Annotated in this window: 16 protein-coding genes; 8 read left to right on the top strand and 8 right to left on the bottom strand. The window is 39.0% G+C overall.

Annotated features, from left to right (window positions below):
• The first annotated feature begins 813 nt into the window (after positions 1 to 813).
• Entirely contained in the window at positions 814 to 1,023 is a 210-nt protein-coding gene (locus F3741_11890) for a hypothetical protein (protein MZG31481.1), read from the top strand.
• Between the two features lie 572 nt (positions 1,024 to 1,595).
• Positions 1,596 to 2,918 carry an HDOD domain-containing protein gene (locus F3741_11895; GenBank protein ID MZG31482.1) on the top strand — a complete coding sequence of 441 codons (1,323 nt, stop codon included), beginning with the start codon at positions 1,596 to 1,598 and terminating at the stop codon, positions 2,916 to 2,918.
• 27 nt (positions 2,919 to 2,945) lie between these two features.
• Here F3741_11895 and F3741_11900 read toward each other — a convergent pair whose 3' ends face one another.
• From F3741_11900 to F3741_11935, 8 genes are all read right to left on the bottom strand, one after another.
• The gene (locus F3741_11900) at positions 2,946 to 4,106 is read right to left on the bottom strand and encodes a response regulator (GenBank protein MZG31483.1); all 1,161 of its coding nucleotides are present in this window, start codon (positions 4,104 to 4,106) and stop codon (positions 2,946 to 2,948) included.
• Between the two features lie 109 nt (positions 4,107 to 4,215).
• Positions 4,216 to 6,351 carry a response regulator gene (locus tag F3741_11905; protein MZG31484.1) on the bottom strand — a complete coding sequence of 712 codons (2,136 nt, stop codon included), beginning with the start codon at positions 6,349 to 6,351 and terminating at the stop codon, positions 4,216 to 4,218.
• Between the two features lie 49 nt (positions 6,352 to 6,400).
• Positions 6,401 to 7,279, bottom strand: a complete 879-nt coding sequence (motA, locus tag F3741_11910; GenBank protein MZG31485.1) for a flagellar motor stator protein MotA — start codon at positions 7,277 to 7,279, stop codon at positions 6,401 to 6,403.
• Between the two features lie 5 nt (positions 7,280 to 7,284).
• On the bottom strand, positions 7,285 to 7,695 hold the full coding sequence (locus F3741_11915; protein ID MZG31486.1) for a response regulator: 411 nt from the start codon (positions 7,693 to 7,695) through the stop codon (positions 7,285 to 7,287).
• Positions 7,696 to 7,915: 220 nt separating this feature from the next.
• Positions 7,916 to 8,353 (bottom strand): response regulator, encoded by a 438-nt coding sequence (locus tag F3741_11920; protein MZG31487.1) that lies wholly within the window; start codon positions 8,351 to 8,353, stop codon positions 7,916 to 7,918.
• 33 nt (positions 8,354 to 8,386) lie between these two features.
• Complete coding sequence (locus tag F3741_11925; GenBank protein ID MZG31488.1) at positions 8,387 to 8,797, bottom strand: response regulator; 411 nt, start codon at positions 8,795 to 8,797, stop codon at positions 8,387 to 8,389.
• Positions 8,798 to 8,806: 9 nt separating this feature from the next.
• Positions 8,807 to 9,586, bottom strand: coding sequence for a response regulator (locus F3741_11930; protein MZG31489.1), 780 nt, complete (start codon positions 9,584 to 9,586; stop codon positions 8,807 to 8,809).
• Entirely contained in the window at positions 9,573 to 10,823 is a 1,251-nt protein-coding gene (locus tag F3741_11935) for a response regulator (GenBank protein MZG31490.1), read from the bottom strand. Before F3741_11935 ends, F3741_11930 begins: the two co-directional genes overlap by 14 nt.
• 1,000 nt (positions 10,824 to 11,823) lie before the next feature.
• Between F3741_11935 and F3741_11940 the strand changes: the two genes are divergently transcribed.
• Genes F3741_11940 through ureE form a run of 6 tightly spaced genes read left to right on the top strand, consistent with a single transcriptional unit; the run spans position 11,824 to position 16,210 of the window.
• Positions 11,824 to 12,504, top strand: coding sequence for a sulfite exporter TauE/SafE family protein (locus tag F3741_11940; protein ID MZG31491.1), 681 nt, complete (start codon positions 11,824 to 11,826; stop codon positions 12,502 to 12,504).
• Complete coding sequence (locus F3741_11945; protein ID MZG31492.1) at positions 12,491 to 13,345, top strand: urease accessory protein UreD; 855 nt, start codon at positions 12,491 to 12,493, stop codon at positions 13,343 to 13,345. The genes F3741_11940 and F3741_11945 overlap by 14 nt, the downstream gene beginning before the upstream one ends.
• A 34-nt stretch (positions 13,346 to 13,379) precedes the next feature.
• On the top strand, positions 13,380 to 13,682 hold the full coding sequence (gene ureA / locus F3741_11950; GenBank protein ID MZG31493.1) for an urease subunit gamma: 303 nt from the start codon (positions 13,380 to 13,382) through the stop codon (positions 13,680 to 13,682).
• A gap of 8 nt (positions 13,683 to 13,690) precedes the next feature.
• Positions 13,691 to 14,005: an urease subunit beta gene (locus F3741_11955; GenBank protein MZG31494.1), complete on the top strand. Its 315-nt coding sequence runs from the start codon at positions 13,691 to 13,693 to the stop codon at positions 14,003 to 14,005.
• Positions 14,005 to 15,708 (top strand): urease subunit alpha, encoded by a 1,704-nt coding sequence (ureC, locus tag F3741_11960; GenBank protein ID MZG31495.1) that lies wholly within the window; start codon positions 14,005 to 14,007, stop codon positions 15,706 to 15,708. The genes F3741_11955 and ureC overlap by 1 nt, the downstream gene beginning before the upstream one ends.
• A gap of 40 nt (positions 15,709 to 15,748) precedes the next feature.
• The gene (ureE, locus tag F3741_11965) at positions 15,749 to 16,210 is read left to right on the top strand and encodes an urease accessory protein UreE (GenBank protein MZG31496.1); all 462 of its coding nucleotides are present in this window, start codon (positions 15,749 to 15,751) and stop codon (positions 16,208 to 16,210) included.
• The last annotated feature ends 101 nt before the right edge of the window (positions 16,211 to 16,311 follow it).

The raw sequence follows: 16,311 nt of genomic DNA on the forward strand, positions 1-16,311 counted from the left end.
ATTGTCTTTCTTGAGCAAAAGACATTTTGATGACCCGGCCAGACATTATCATGGCGTCACTATTTCCCCTGTGGAAATGTATAGAATTCCGTGAGCATATTTTTGTTTTCACGAATTTTAGTGTATTTGGAAAAACTTTAAAAACTCAATCCTTTAAAAATAGCAGTGGTTTAGGCGTTTTATGCGTTGGTATATTTTTTGCTTCTAATAACAATAGGAATGCTTCTGGTAAAAGAATTAGTACGTGGAGGAGATCTGGGCCCTGATTTTTGAAGGGGCTTTCACAAGGCTCCGACTTGGATTTTTAGCGATAAATAGAAAAAGTATACCAAATTGGAAGGCTGCAATAGGTTGTTTCTCCCCGGAAACATTTTAGTTACAGAGTTTTCTCTGTGACTATTCTCAACCTTTGCAGCCTTTCATCTTATCAGGGGTTTTAAAACTATAACCCATTAAAACCAAACACGAGATTTAGTCCATCGAAGATAATAAACATTGTACCAAACGCTGTAAATGATCAATGAAATATCCTTGCCGTTCATGTTCGGTTTTGGGAAATCATAAAACTAATATGACATGATTTTAGTTGATTTTAATGCAGTCGTGCACTGAATTCCGTGGGTTTCTGCTGGCTTTTGCATTTCCCTTTCGTGAGAAAAAATTCCCCTGAAAATTACTCCTTTATTTTCATAGGGTTCATTCAATTTTCCAATTTTGGCCTGAAGATTGCTAGTTATCAGTGACCGAAGACTATGGAGGTAGTCAATGGAAAAATTAGCCTTGATAATCAAATAATCGGCCTTGGGAAGTACCTTGAATTCGTTCGTTTATAAATGTGAAAAGTGTGGTTATGAGATCAGGCTGATAGTAGCCAGGCTCACCGACAAGAAGTTATCTTCTAAGTGTTTCAAATGTAAAGATAAGCGTAACTTTATTTTTATGAGAAGAGGTAATGTGGGGGATGACTGGATAATCATGCCCTACCATAAGAAACCCAATGCTGAAGGCATTAATAAAAGTTGATAAAAACTTTTGTCTCTTAAATAAAAACAATTTTAAAAACCTCATTGAGTAATATTTGTCCCAAAAAGAAAAAAGAATTTATAACAACAAAATATAGCCATCATGAAAAAGCCATCTTCTGATGGAGGAGTATTATTTACAAAGCAGGTTTAGATCGAAAAAAGCTGTAAATTTAATACTCAAAACAAGTTTTTGTTGTTTGAATAATTTTATTTAGGAATATATTTCAAACCAATCAATGGTATTCATTGCAACGGCTGATTCTAAAGGTGAGTGCGATGACTCATATAGAGCGGACCTTCCTGCGTTTTATCAAAATATCAAGTAAGAAATTTTTGGCTTACCCTCGAATTTAAAGGAAACGGTGTATGGGCAAGTATGTAAATATTTGTGAGAACCCAAATACCGGAATGATGTGTATAGACTTTTTTGGAAGCACTTTTGGTATTCATGTAAACCGTAGAGCAAATATATCAGTGAATAAGTAATTATTTTCAAGCGAGAAGCTTTAAAAACATTTAGAAAAAGGTTTTAAGGAGAAGGAGCTGTAAAAACCGCAATACTTGGCGTATGTGTGCGCTGAAGAAGCCTGTATTCACTTTTCTAAATATATTACTCTTCTAAAACTGTTGGATAAAAAGCTTCATTGCGAACAGACAATGAATCTTTTGAAGGTGGCGAGGTGTTCAAATATGATTGATATCATTTTTGTCGATGATGACCCTGCAATATTATCTTCCTTGAAGCGATCTAGCCGGATGATGAGAGAGAAATGGAGTTGTGATTTTGCGAACGGTCCTGAAAAAGCTTTGGAAAAAGTTTCTTCGAAGAATTACGATTTAATTATTTCAGATATGCGGATGCCGACAATGGACGGTGCAACCCTTCTTAATAAAATAAAACAAATCAGCCCTCAGACGGTTCGTTTTATTTTGTCGGGGCAATCGGAACGTTCATCATTGTTAAGATCTTTAAATAACGCTCACCAGTACTTGTCCAAACCATTTAACTTTGATGAATTAGGCGTTGAAATTGAAAGGACTTTTGAATTTCAAAATAGTTTAAATGATTCCAGTTTGAAAAATTTATTGACTGAAATGGATACATTGCCAAGATTGTCCGCTAACTATGACGAACTAACCGAAAAACTAAATAAAGACGATGGCAATATAGATGAAATCTCAAAAATAGTTTCACAAGATATCGGGATGACGGCGAAAATTTTGCAGGTGGTCAACTCTTCTTATTTTGGGGGGTCTGGGAAGATTTGTTCTCCAGTAAAAGCTGCAAAAATACTTGGTTTGGATTTAATTAAAGAAATGGTTTTTAATTTTCATGTTTTTAAAAAACACGAAGCCAATGTCGATGAAGATATATTGAAAAATATTTGGAAGGAAAGTATTAACGTCGGAAATCTTTCCTCCCATCTGGCTAAAGAATTTGGAATGAATCAGGATTTGCAAGAAACCACTCAAACAGCAGGTTTCTTGCAAAAAGTTGGTTTGGTTATTTTAGCCACAGGTTTCCCAGGTCAATACCAGGAAATTGCAGCTCGATCCAATAATGGATCAGAAACAGACCCAGACTCTGAATTAGATAAATTTAATATCGATTATTCTATATTAGGTTCATGTTTGGCGGGATTATGGGGTTTGCCGGGATCAATTGCAGATGCGATTTCTTTTCATAAGTTTCCTTCAAGGTCTGAAAACAACTCTCTTGGCCCCTTGGTATTTGTCCATATTGCATATGCAATGTTGGAAAGATATAGTCTGCAGGAAGATAAGGATTGGTTTGATTGCTTGGATTACCAATATTTAACAAGTGTTTTGGATCTTAAAGAAACTAAGGGTTTAATCACCAAAGGAGAAACCTGGATCACTGAAAATATATGAGTTCAAAACCCTAACCCTTTTTTATTTTTAAGAATCGTTGATTTCAACTTTAAGAGGTTCTACAAGTTTGGTCAGCTTGGCATGATTTCTGATCAACTTTACCTCGACCCACGAAAGTTTTCTGCCTGAAGCAAGTAAAAGCTCACCATCAACAGTTTCCACATTAGATCTTAATATATGCCCTGCCTGGATTTCATCAACCGGAACAGAAATGATATCCCCTGGTTTTGAGGGCTCAATATTTTTTTTATTTTCAAGATAGACAATTACTTTTTCCAGGAGATCAGGGTCGTACCAACCATTTTTACTTTTCAATTCAAGAATAGCCTGATCCACGGGGACTCCTCCACCTTCTATATGGATTAAGTCCATAAGAATTTTAATTAACCTTGCCCCGAATATAATTTCTTGTCCCGATACAGAGTCTTGGGGAAATCCGGACCCATTATATCTCTTATTCTGATAGAGTATAATTTTCGAGACACGTTCAAGTCTTGGAATATTCCCCAGAAATTTGGCTCCAATTTCTGGAGTTAAACTGAGCATTTCCTCCTCCTCGGGTGAAATCCCTTCTCCTCTTTGAATTTTCAAGTTCAGCGCAGGAGGAATTCCCACATACCCTATCGTGGCAAGCATTCCCGCTACTTCCATTTCCCAGGATATCGGGATATTAAAAAATTCCGCCAGGCCATGAATTAAATCCTTCAATTTCTTTGAATGGCCAAAAATTTCCGGATGATATATTGAAAGAATTTCTGTCAAAGCATTGATGCTTCCATTTAGAGTTTGATCTAATAATTCTTTCTCTGCGGTTTTAAGGCGATATAGTTCAATTCCGGCTTCAAGAGCGTTAACTAAATCCTTGTTGGAGCAGGGCTTGCACAAAAACCTGAATATATTACCTTCATTTACAGCATTAATCGCCGTATCCTGATCCACATATCCCGTCAACATGATCCTCGTTGTGTCAGGAGCTTTCTTTTTAACCTTGGCCAAAAACTGAACTCCATCGATACCCGGCATTTTCATGTCGGCAACGACTACCGCAAAGGGATCATTTTTTGCGATTATTTCCAATGCTGGTTTTGCCCCAAGGATGGTTTCAACCTGAAAATGCTCCCGAAGATTTCGCCTGAAAGCACTTAGAATTTTGGGGTCATCATCAACGAAAAGTATTTTAGAGTTCATTGAAATAATTTAAACAATGAGATCTTTGTTTATAAACTCAGAAAACGAGATCTTTGTTTATAAACTCAGAAAACAATATTTTATAAGCAATTGTTTGAAAGTGCAGGCGCTAGGATTTATTATTCTCATCATTAAGTAAAATGATATTAATCCGTCTATTCTTGGGGTCGAAGTGGTCATCCGGATTAATTGGCTCAGAATGACCATAGGCAACTATTCTTTTCAGTCTTTTCGAATCTACGCCATTTTTCATCAAATGAAAACGGGCGGTTGAGGCTCTTTCCATCGAAAGCTCCCAGTTGGTTTTATCACCACTGGAGAAAAGCAAGCCATCAGTATGTCCCTCTATAATTAAAGAACCCGGAAGTCCCTTAATTCTTTCTGCAAGAAATTGAAAAATTTCAACAGCTTCAGGTCTGAACACAGCACTCCCGATTTCAAACATTGGTTTGTCAGTGATATCCATAACCTGTATTCGAACCCCACCAGCAACCTTTACTACCTTCAAGTGCTCATCTGAACCTGAGAATCTATTTTTATATTCTTCAATTAATCGTTCCTGAAAGTTCTTATCCTTTAAATCAGCTGAACGAACAGAGTCCGAACCAACAACTTTCTCGTCTCCGGAATGAACGAAGGCTTTATAGCTTTGAAAGTATTCCTGCAGGTTGTCCCGTGACTCCTGAGACAGCTGTGATAGTAACCACATTAAAAGAAAAAATGCCATCATGGCTGTAACAAAATCAGCGTAGGCAACTTTCCAGGATCCGCCATGGGCCTGGTGTTTTTTTATATTTTTCTTTTGAATAATAATATTTTCCTGCTTCTCTTCTTCGTTATTTGTGTTTTGTTTCTGATTGATCAACAGTTTTTTTATACTTTCCTTCTTATCAATTTGTATTTTTAAATAATCCACTACTTCTGTTGAATGTGCCATTCCAGAATCGGACTCGTTATTTTCTGTAATGATTTCTTCAATATGTTCCTTGGTTTTTTTAATAATATCATCCAGCTTGTTGATTCTTTGTTCTAAGCTGGTTTTGTTGTTGAGGGCAACTTTAAAAACTTCAAAAGTCTTTTCATCCGATTTGAGTATCTTGGCAAATTCTTTTCTCGTGCTTTCGGTATCTTCCAGCTCTTTTACAATTGAACTTTCTGGAGGAGTATTTTTTAGTTTGTTCTGTAGTATTTCAATTTCCTGACGATAGTTCTCTATTTCCTTTTTTTCAAAATTCACAGCTTCCAATTTACTGCGAAGTTCATCTATTATTATTTTCTGTTCAGTTATTTCTTTTTCGATTTCTTCCTTTTTATCAATGTCTCCTTCTACATTTTTTTCTTTGAACTTTTCTTGCAGCGATGAATACTTATCTTTTAAATCCAGGTTTTCTTCTTTGTACTGTTTTATTTTATCGACACTCTTTCTGATCTTTTCAACTAAGCCCTTGTCATCTTTCAGCCCTTTCAGTTCATCCTCAAGACGCTTATAATTCTCCTCCGCCTGGTCTTTTTCAGCTGCCAGCTTTTCATGCATGTTCCTTTCGTTGGCAAGTATGTCCTCGATGGTTTCAAGTTTTTGGTTTAAAACCTCATTTTTCTTGATTTCTTCGTCTACAGTGCCGAGTTTTAATTTTAATCCTTTGTTGTTTTCTTCCAGATCTTTTAGTTTTTCAATCAACCTCAATTTTTCTTCTTCCAACTGCTTTTTTGAAATGGAGCTGATTGATTTCTTTTCAGTCAGGTGTTTTTGGGCTTGTAAATTTATGTTCTTTTCTGCTGTTTTTAATTTCTTGTTTTGTTCGGCGACTTTCTCTTTCAACATTGATAGATTGTGCGCCATTAATCTTTTTGAGGTATTGGATTCTTGGGAGGTCAGGTTAAAAGATTCGAAACCTTCTTCAATAGATGATTTTAATAACTGATTTGAACAGGGTTTTTCAAGGAACTTGGAAACTCCTCCTGTATTGATGGCATCAACTATTGTTTTCTGATCAGGGTAACCCGTAAGCATGATTCTTGCGGAATTGGGTGAAATAGTTCTCACTTTTTCCAGAAATTCAAGGCCGTTGACTCCTGGCATTTTCAGGTCGGTCACTACAACTGCAATATCCTTGTTATCTGTCAGGGTTTTTAAGCCGATTTCCGCGCTCTCAGCTGTTTCCACCTGAAAAAAAGTAGTCAGCTGACGCTTGTAACTTTTCAGAATATTCGGGTCATCATCGACTAATAAGACTCTATTCGCCATTGTTGTTTAATCCTGCTCTTTGTTTTTTGCCCAAGCGGAGATTTCAATATTAATTTACTTCCAGTTTTTTCATTTCCTGAAAATTCTTTTCCATATCCATAAAAGTGGGTCGAGTAGGTTTCGGGACAGCTCTTCTTCCGAATTCCAGGGCTATTTTGGGGTTTATTCCACTGACAAAATATATTGTGATCGTTTTTATCACCAACAGGTATTCCTTTTGGCTTTCCGCATACAATTTCATTTTTCTGGCTATCGGCGCAACGAAACCGTAGCAAAGAAGTACCCCCAGGAAGGTTCCTACTAATGCCGCGCCAATTGACACTCCCAAAACTTCAGGTGGTTCTGATATTTTTTGCATTGTAATAACGACGCCTAGAACAGCTGCGACAATGCCTAAACCCGGGAAAGATTCTGCTATTTCATTTACCAGTTCTGCTTGTTTTTCTATTTCTTCAAAGTAGGCTTCTACTTCCTCTTCTAATAATGCATTCAGATCATAATAAAGGATTTTTGTTGATATAATTGTTCGAAAAGAGTCAGTTAAAAACTCAAGTGCGTCTGTTTTCTTTAGGAAGTCCGGGTATTTTTTAAAGATCGAGCTGTTTTGTGGATCGTCCATGTGACTTTCCAGTTTAATAGGACCTTCTTTCCTTATTTTTGCAAAAATTTCATTCAGCAGTTTTAATACCTCAATATAGTCTTCCTTAACGATTGGGGTATAAAGAACGCCTTTTTTCATAGTATGTAATGCATGTTTGAAAATTTCGGGTGTGCAGCTGGCTATAAATGCCCCCAATGCAGCACCTCCTATGATGACAAACTCGGTTGGTTGCCAAAGCAAAGCAAGATTCCCGCCATGAGCTACATATCCGGTTATAACTGATGCGAGAACTAAAACCAGTCCTATAGGAGTAAAAAATTTTGTCATATGAATTAAGAGATAATAGTTTTTGTTAATTGACGAGTATGACCTTTAAAAAAGTCCATGCCACAAGGTTTCGTTAGAAACTGATGCATGGATCCAATTCCCTTTAAAAAGGAATTTTGCTCAGTTTGTCCCGACAAAATGAAACGTATTGTCGCAGGATATTTTTCTTTTACTTTTCGTAAAAGCTGAGAACCATCCATTTGCGGCATGCGCATGTCTGAATTGATTAAATCAAATGGCATTTGCGACAAAATCTTTAGAGCTTCCTCTCCGCTGTTTGAAAACATGCAGTTCCATTCTTTGTGATTCAAACGAACATACCGACGAATGGATTGGAGCAGGGAAATATCATCGTCTACGAATAAAATTTTCAGATTATTTTTCAAAATAATTTTCCACTGTTGTATTGCAGAAATAGGAAATAAAACTAGATTTTATCTCCCTGAAAATTGTTTTCACCATTAAATTGCAAATAAAATGGGCAACGAATACATGTCAGATTTAGTTTTAATTCAGGAGGTAATTCGTTTTATAGTGTTTCTATAATCGAATATCAAGTTTATGTCGGGCAATTTTAATGCCGAATTTATATTGAATTTCTGAGGCCGGGATTCTCTTTTTCAGGCATCCCGGGTTTCAATGCCTGCCTCGGAAATTTTGCCTTTTAGATTTCGCCTCTTTTTTTATAGATACTAAAGCCATAGCACTGTTTATTTTAAGAATCAAGCTGTCAATATTCAAAGGTTTGGTGACCCAGGAAAAAGCCCCATTATCCTGGCATTCTGTGTAGGAGTTAAAATCTGTAGATCCAGTCAAAATAATAACTTCTATGGCAGGGTAAAATTGTTTTATCATTTTCAAAAAAGTAGTTCCTGCCATGTAGGGCATTTTTAGATCTAAAATGATCACATCAGGTTCAAAGTCATCAATTTTTGATAACGCGTCCTCCCCATCAGTAGCAACTTCAACAAGATAATCTTCCTTTTTTAAGCTCCTTTTCAGTCCAAGCAAAAGGTTTTTATCATCATCAACTATTAGTAATTTTGATTTTGGAAAACGATTTAACACGAGTATTAACGCTCTTAAATTTCAATCTGGAGGGATAATTTAATTTTTTGTATTAATAGAGTTGCTTATTAAGTTATAAATCTCTTCAAATTGTACAGGTTTTGGAATGAAATCAAAAGCTCCGCTGGAGATCCATTCTGCCTTCGATTTTAAATCGTCAACACCGCTGATTATGATCACATCAGCGGATGAATCTGACCAGGCTTCCTTTGCTTTGGGAAACAGCCATTTGATCATCTTTAGTGTTTCATTGCCATCCAGAATTGGCATCCCGATGTCCAGGAGAATGCAGTCAGGCTTAAAGTCTCCAATTTTTAACAATCCGTCCTTTCCATTTGATGCGACATCAACAATAAAACCTTTTTTAATGAGAAGTCTTTTAAGGCTTGCTTGCAAATTCAAATCGTCATCGATAATTAAAATTTTAGTTTTTTTAATTTGGGATTCCATAAGCTTTATTTATCTGGTTAATTTGGTTTTGAATAGGGTTTCTTTAATATATCCAATGATGTTGCCGATGAGATCATCTCTTTTTTTAAATCTTCCCTCCAGAATATTAATGATATTATTATTTAAACGATAGTAGTCATCAGTGCTTAATTTTTTGGCGCTGATGAGTATGACGGGTATTGATTCCCATTCAGTTTTTGATCGCAATCTTTCAAGAAATTCAAAACCATCCATTACCGGCATCATTAAATCAAGGAGAATCAAATCCGGTTTTTTCTTTGAAATTTGTTCCAGTGCTTTTTCTCCATTTTCAGCTTCTTCTAAGATGAATCCATTTGGCTTCAGGCTATGCTTGAGCAATTCTATCTGGTCGGGATCGTCTTCAATAATCAGAACATTATTATCGTTACCTTCGTTTGAGTAATTTTTTAATACAGAAATTATTCGACGTCGGTCCACCGGTTTTTCAAAGTATTCTGCTGTTCCAAATATATATTGCTGGTTATTATCATCAATCATTGAAAATAAAATCAATGGGATGCCTGAAAGTTGCGGATGTGTTTTTAAACTTATCAGCGCATCCCATCCATCATTTTTCGACATGTTTATGTCAAGAACAATCACCCCAGGATTCATTGCCTTGGCACGTTCCAGACCGTCAATAGAATTATAGGCGGCGAAAAATGTGAATTCCTCCTTTTCAAGTCTCCACATCATCATGTCCTGTAAATACGGATTTTCTGCGATTACCAGCACGGTGGAATTTTCAGGTGCTTCAAATATGTTCATTTTCTTCTTTAATCTTCTTTTCTTCCTGCGGATTTACTTTCTTCGCGGGGATGCGAACTTTAAAAGTCGACCCCTGTCCAATAATGCTTTCGACAGAAATATCCCCACCCATCATCTCGCAAAACTGCTTGCTGATTGCCAGCCCCAAACCTGTCCCTCCATACTTTCTGGTTGTAGAGGAGTCCGCCTGGGTGAAACTTTGAAATATAATTTTCAGTTGTTCAGGAGTCATTCCTATTCCAGTATCTGCGACTTCAAACATATATTCTTCCTGATTGTTGGATTGGGTTTGCTTAACTGTTAGAGACACTAATCCTTCCCTGGTAAACTTTGTTGCATTATTCAACAGATTCAGGAGAACTTGTTTGAGCTTTGTCTGGTCAGTTAGAATGACTCCAGGAGAACATTCAAACTTAACTGAAAAAGTGTTGTGGTTTTTTCCAACAGTTGGCTCAATGATTGATGCTACATTATTAACTAAAGAGGAGAGATCGCAGGGTTCATAATAAAGCTCTGTTTTCCCAGCTTCGATTTTTGATATATCCAATATGTCATTGACAAGTTTTAGCAGATGTAATCCCGCTTTCTTTATTTTCTCCACATCCGTTATGATTTCATCATCAGGGCTATTTTCCGATACCCGCTCCATAATCAAATCGCTATAACCTATCACTGCATTCAAGGGGGTCCGCAACTCATGACTCATAGTTGCCAGAAATTCGCTTTTGATTTTGTTTGCAGATTCTGCAACGAGTATTGCCTTCTGTAAATTACTATTAGCTGTTTTTAAGTTTTCAGTTCTTTCTTCAACTTTACGGGCTAATTCGTCATTAAATGTTTTTATTTGATCAAAATAAGATTTGAGATGAAGAGAATTTTTCAAACGAGACAGAAGTTCTTCCAGGTCAATAGGTTTGTTTAATAGGTCCGTAGCCCCTAGATTCAATGCTTCTTGCTTAAATTCCCTATCCTCCATTCCGGTCAGCATGACTACAGGTATATCTTTCGTTTCACCATTATTTCTAAGCTCTTTTAATAAATCGAACCCGCCCTTTCCCGGCATAGAGACATCAGAAACCACAACATCTATATTCATGGTGTGAACTCTACTTGTAGCCTCTTCCACAGTGGCGACAAATTCCATATTCCATTCCTGGCGATGACTATTTAGAAGTCGGCGCAGACTAGAAAGAAGATGGGTATCGTCATCAACAAATAGCAGGTTTTTCTTTTCCATATAGAACCTCAATATAAAAAATCATTTCAATTCTAAAAGGCTATATAGCAATAGCTATGCCAACTTCATCAAATTAGTAAAATAGAGTTAGTAAAGTGGTTGTAGGATATAGTGAGGAAATTTCGCAGGAAACTATGACCCCAAAACACGTGGAAAAAGTTAAATATGAACGAATTATCGTGAGTTTTGAGAGGATTAACCTGTATGAATATTAGGTGCGAAATCATTTTATCTAACTTTCAATAATTATTTTGCAGTAAAATTTCACTTTCAAAAAACATTTTGCTTAGGGTGAACCCTGCACAAAGCATAAAAGCTGTAAAAATACTTGTTTCTTTGAATTGGGTTTTTAAATAAGGCCGGGAGAGGTGAGGAGGCCCATTTTTAATAGCAACGTGATTGATTCAATTGATTCGTTTTTCCGGGTGTTTTGAAGCCCTTACTGGAGCATTTTTTGTCATCTTTTCGCAGTATAGAGTTGCAGGTTTTGTTTTTCTCCACTCGAAGCTTAGCAACATATCTCCGTGAACTCTTCTTTGCATCTACGATCTTGTCCGATCCTTCTGTTTTGCAACCTCATCCAGTTTGGTTATTAGATCCTCTGGAAATCGTGTAGCTATCAACCTGTCATTTCTTTGCATTTATCCCCCTTTTTGCTCTAAAACCATTGATTTCATTAAATAATGTCGGGTTTCGCTTTGTTTTTAATCGGGCAAGCCCTTTCCTCTTTCTGAAAAATATTCAATAGGGTTTTAGAAAATAAATTTGCGGAAAAAACATTTTATTTAAGCACGTACTCCTATCATTTTGCCCTATTTTAAGGCAAATGCGATACCGTCCCGGATGACTGAATATGCTCTTGCCTACAATAACTCTATGATTTAATGGGGCCTGTGAATAGAAAATTCCATTGGACTATTTTGGCTTGAATATTGCTATTAGGTTTTGGAATAAGAGTTTTTATGTCCAAAAAAATCATTAAGGGATAATTTCTTCAGTTATGTCGGGAATAGTACCTTTTTTTACGGACGCCTTAGGGTTGGGAATTTTTCATGCGCTTGATACAGACCATGTCGCGGCGGTTTCCAATTTAGCGGGAACCCCTTCAAAGCCCAAAAAGCTATGGCTCTTGTGTTCGCATTGGGCCTTGGGTCATGGCCTCACATTACTTTTGGTTGGAACAGCCGTTTTGCTACTGGGGTTGGCGGTTCCCCATCAACTCAGTCAATTTGCGGAAAAACTGGTTGGTTATATATTGGTTATCCTTGGAGTTTTGGCGTTGTGGGACATATCTTTCAACAGTTTCCGAAAGCATTTCCTGAATGAGAAACCCATTGAGCGATTAAACCCGAAAAAAAATATTCAGAGTTTTCTAGTTTTTGAAAATGATAAAACTTCCCCTAAGGCCTTATTGATTGGGATGATCCATGGGCTTGCCGGGTCCACACCTCTTTTGGTCCTCATTCCCATCGCAAACCAAAATTCCGCTTGGGAAGGATTGGGATATCTGGTGGTGTTTAGCGTTGGTGTTTTATTTTCCATGGTTCTGTTTGGGGGGATATTGGGAATTATTTTGACCTGGTTTGATACCCGACTGCTGCCCTTTGCAATGTGCTTTAGAACGTTAATTGCTTTTTGGGCCATTGGTTTAGGCGGCTATTGGATTTATGACCAGATTTAGATCCGAAAAAATACACTTGAATAAAGGGTGGAAAGCTAAGCTCCAGTTAGGGTTTACAGAGCTAAATGGAAAAACCATATTAAACCGGAAAAAACATGAAGGCCCCCTGCGAGTCCAAAAACCTTTTTACCCTGAACGTAATGGAACCTGCCATGTCTATTTGTTGCATCCCCCTGGGGGAGTGGTTGGGGGAGACCGATTGGAGGTTCAAGTAGAATTGAAAACGGGGGCAAATGCGTTGTTCACGACCCCTGCGGCCGGGAAATTCTATCGCAGTTCCGGGTCCTCGGCATTTCAAGTGCAAATAATTAAAGTGGAAGACAATGCATGTTTGGAGTGGTTTCCTTTGGAAAATATTTTTTTTTCCGGTGCCAAAGCAAACATAAAAACCAAAATTGAAATCAATCCCTCTAGTCATTTTATCGGATGGGATATTTGCTGTTTGGGAAGGCCTGCTTCTAATGAACCTTTCATCCATGGCTCCCTGGATCAGCGGTTTGAAATATGGATGAAAGAAAAACCCGTTCGGCTGGAAAGACTATTGATTCAGGGGAATGATCCCATTCTTAGTAATAAATGGGGTGTAGACCGAAAAACCGTTTTAGGAAATCTGGTATGTTTCACACCTGAGAAAGAGTTGGTGGATACACTCCGGGAGTATGTAAAAAGTTTTAAAACAAAGGATGCCTATTCTGTGACCTTTGTGAATGGGGTAATCCAATTTCGATGTCTTGGAAATAGTGCTGACCAGGTCAGAAAGTTTTTAACTCGGGTTTGGCAAAAACTGCGTTTTGAAATTCGAGGGCACCATGCCGTGATTCCGCGGATTTGGAATACATAGGGCTATATTTTTTGAAAATAGATAAGGAGAGCCAATGGAATTATCTCCAAGAGAAAAAGACAAGTTGCTTATTTTTACAGCCGGGTTGCTGGCGGAAAGACGTTTGGCAAAGGGATTGAAGCTTAATTACCCGGAATCGATAGCTTATATTTCGGCGGCAATATTGGAAGGGGCGCGAGAAGGAAAAAGTGTTGCTGAACTCATGAGTGACGGCACCCAATTACTCAAAAGAGACGATGTTATGGAGGGAATCCCTGAAATGATTCATGAGGTTCAAGTAGAGGCTACTTTTCCAGATGGTACAAAATTAGTAACCGTTCACAACCCTATACCTTAGAGGACAATATGATTCCTGGTGAATATGCGATTCAAGAAGGTCAATTGAATTTAAATGAAGGCCGGGACACCGTTTCCCTGGTCGTTGCGAATACCGGTGACCGGCCGATTCAGGTTGGTTCGCACTATCATTTTTTTGAAACCAATCCGGCCCTGGAATTTAATCGAGAAAGTGCCCGAGGGTTTCGATTGAATATCCCCGCTGGAACCGCGATTCGATTCGAACCCGGTCAAACCCGTGAGGTCGAACTGGTGAGTTATGCCGGGTCCCGGCATGTGTATGGATTCAACGGAAAAGTTATGGATCAATTGGAGAATAAATGATGAGCACGATAGACCGCCGCGCTTATGCGGATATGTTTGGACCGACGGTGGGGGACCGTGTCCGTTTGGGTGATACGGAACTATGGATCGAGGTGGAAGAAGATAGAACTATTTACGGAGAGGAAGTTAAATTTGGCGGCGGCAAAGTCATTCGCGATGGAATGGGTCAAAGTCAACGATCCTCGAAAGAGGCGGTTGATGTCGTTATCACCAATGCTTTGATATTGGACCATTGGGGAATTGTAAAAGCGGATATAGGCATTAAGAATGGCCGTATTATGGGAATTGGCAAAGCGGGAAATCCGGATATTCAACCCGAGGTCGATATTATCATTGGGCCTTCCACGGAAGCGATTGCCGGTGAGGGGCAGATTGCCACAGCGGGGGCCATTGATGCGCATATCCATTTCATTTGCCCGCAACAGGTTGAAGATGCCTTGATGTCCGGAATCACTACTATGATTGGCGGAGGAACCGGGCCCGCCGCCGGCACGAATGCGACCACCTGCACCCCGGGGCCCTGGAATATCCACCGCATGTATCAAGCCGTGGAAGATTTACCCATTAACTTTGGGTTTCTGGGAAAAGGGAATGCCAGTTTGCCTTTGGCTTTGGAAGAACAAGTTTTTGCCGGCGTCATGGGCTTAAAGCTTCATGAAGACTGGGGAACCACTCCCGCAGCGATCGATAATTGTTTGAGTGTTGCAGATAAGTTTGATATCCAGGTCGCCATTCATACAGACACCTTAAATGAATCCGGCTTTGTGGAAAATACGTTAGCCGCCTTTAAAGGAAGAACCATTCACACCTACCACACCGAAGGCGCGGGAGGAGGCCATGCTCCAGATATTATTAAGGCTTGTGGCGAAGCCAATGTGCTCCCTTCTTCGACAAACCCGACACGACCGTACACCGCAAATACCGTGGATGAACATTTGGACATGCTGATGGTTTGTCATCATTTAGACCCAAAGATTCCTGAAGATGTCGCCTTTGCGGAATCACGTATTCGAAGGGAAACGATAGCCGCGGAAGATATTCTGCATGACTTGGGAGCGTTTAGTATGATCGCTTCGGATTCGCAGGCGATGGGGAGAATTGGAGAAGTGATTACCCGTACCTGGCAGACGGCTCATAAAATGAAAGTTCAACGGGGGGCTTTATCGCCGGATCCCTCACGCCACGATAATTTCCGCGCTAAGCGTTATATCGCAAAATACACGATTAACCCGGCCATATCTCATGGGATTTCTCATGAAGTGGGTTCTCTGGAAGCGGGAAAACTGGCCGACATTGTCCTTTGGAAACCCGCGTTTTTCGGAGCAAAGCCATCCATGATGATCAAAGGCGGTATGATCGTTGCGGCACCCATGGGGGATCCCAATGCATCTATCCCGACGCCACAGCCGGTCCATTATCGTCCAATGTTTGGTGCCTTGGGAGGGGCTCGCAGTGAAATCTGTATGAGCTTTGTTTCGCAGGCCGCATATGAGGCAGATATAGGCAAGAGGTTAAAGCTTAAGAAGAAAATCATTCCCGTAAACAATACTCGGAATATTGGAAAAAAGGATTTGATCCATAATGACTATCAGCCCCAGATCGAAGTGGATTCCCAGACCTATGAAGTGAGGGCGGATGGGGAATTATTAACCTGTGAACCGGCAGAAAAACTCCCCTTAGCTCAACGATATTTCTTGTTTTAGTTTTATTAATTGATCTGCGATTTTTAACGCAAGTTTAGTTATGTTAGAGATAAATGAAAGAATTGAAGAGAAGGAAAGTCCGTCTGTTTCGCTGACCCTGCCTTTTGATCGTCGGCAAAAAAGCCGTTTAAGGGTAACTTTGGATAATGGTCAGGAAGCCGCTCTTATTTTGAACCGAGGCCAAGTCTTGCGCAATGGAGATTTACTCCGAGCCGGAGACGGACAAATCATTGAAGTGATTGCGGCGGTGGAAAGCGTCTCAACAGTGTACGAATCCAAAAATCTCCTATTGACTCGAGCCTGTTATCACCTGGGAAATCGCCATGTTCCTTTGCAGATTGGGGAAGGGTGGATACGGTATTTGAAGGATCATGTTTTGGACGATATGGTGCGTTCCCTTGGGTTATCTGTTCAACATGAACGGGCTTCTTTCGAGCCTGAACCGGGAGCCTACGACAATCATCAGGGTCATCACCAGCATAATCATAATCATGAACATTAAATTTACGGTGCCTTTTTCAAAAAGTTTTGGTTTGTTAAAACTATTGCGACTGACTAGCCCCTCGCTTCCTATAGGCAGTTTTTCATACTCTCAAGGTTTGG

The organism is Nitrospinota bacterium (assembly GCA_009873635.1).
In the GTDB taxonomy this organism is placed as follows: Bacteria; Nitrospinota; Nitrospinia; order Nitrospinales; family VA-1; genus LS-NOB.

Coding starts and splice junctions, on each gene's coding strand:
- F3741_11930 (MZG31489.1), bottom strand. CDS start 9,586: ATGAACATATTTGAAGCACCTGAAAATTCCACCGTGCTGGTAATCGCA.
- ureA (MZG31493.1), top strand. CDS start 13,380: ATGGAATTATCTCCAAGAGAAAAAGACAAGTTGCTTATTTTTACAGCC.
- F3741_11945 (MZG31492.1), top strand. CDS start 12,491: ATGACCAGATTTAGATCCGAAAAAATACACTTGAATAAAGGGTGGAAA.
- F3741_11900 (MZG31483.1), bottom strand. CDS start 4,106: ATGAACTCTAAAATACTTTTCGTTGATGATGACCCCAAAATTCTAAGT.
- F3741_11935 (MZG31490.1), bottom strand. CDS start 10,823: ATGGAAAAGAAAAACCTGCTATTTGTTGATGACGATACCCATCTTCTT.
- ureC (MZG31495.1), top strand. CDS start 14,005: ATGAGCACGATAGACCGCCGCGCTTATGCGGATATGTTTGGACCGACG.
- motA (MZG31485.1), bottom strand. CDS start 7,279: ATGACAAAATTTTTTACTCCTATAGGACTGGTTTTAGTTCTCGCATCA.
- F3741_11940 (MZG31491.1), top strand. CDS start 11,824: ATGTCGGGAATAGTACCTTTTTTTACGGACGCCTTAGGGTTGGGAATT.
- F3741_11925 (MZG31488.1), bottom strand. CDS start 8,797: ATGGAATCCCAAATTAAAAAAACTAAAATTTTAATTATCGATGACGAT.
- F3741_11905 (MZG31484.1), bottom strand. CDS start 6,351: ATGGCGAATAGAGTCTTATTAGTCGATGATGACCCGAATATTCTGAAA.
- F3741_11955 (MZG31494.1), top strand. CDS start 13,691: ATGATTCCTGGTGAATATGCGATTCAAGAAGGTCAATTGAATTTAAAT.
- ureE (MZG31496.1), top strand. CDS start 15,749: ATGTTAGAGATAAATGAAAGAATTGAAGAGAAGGAAAGTCCGTCTGTT.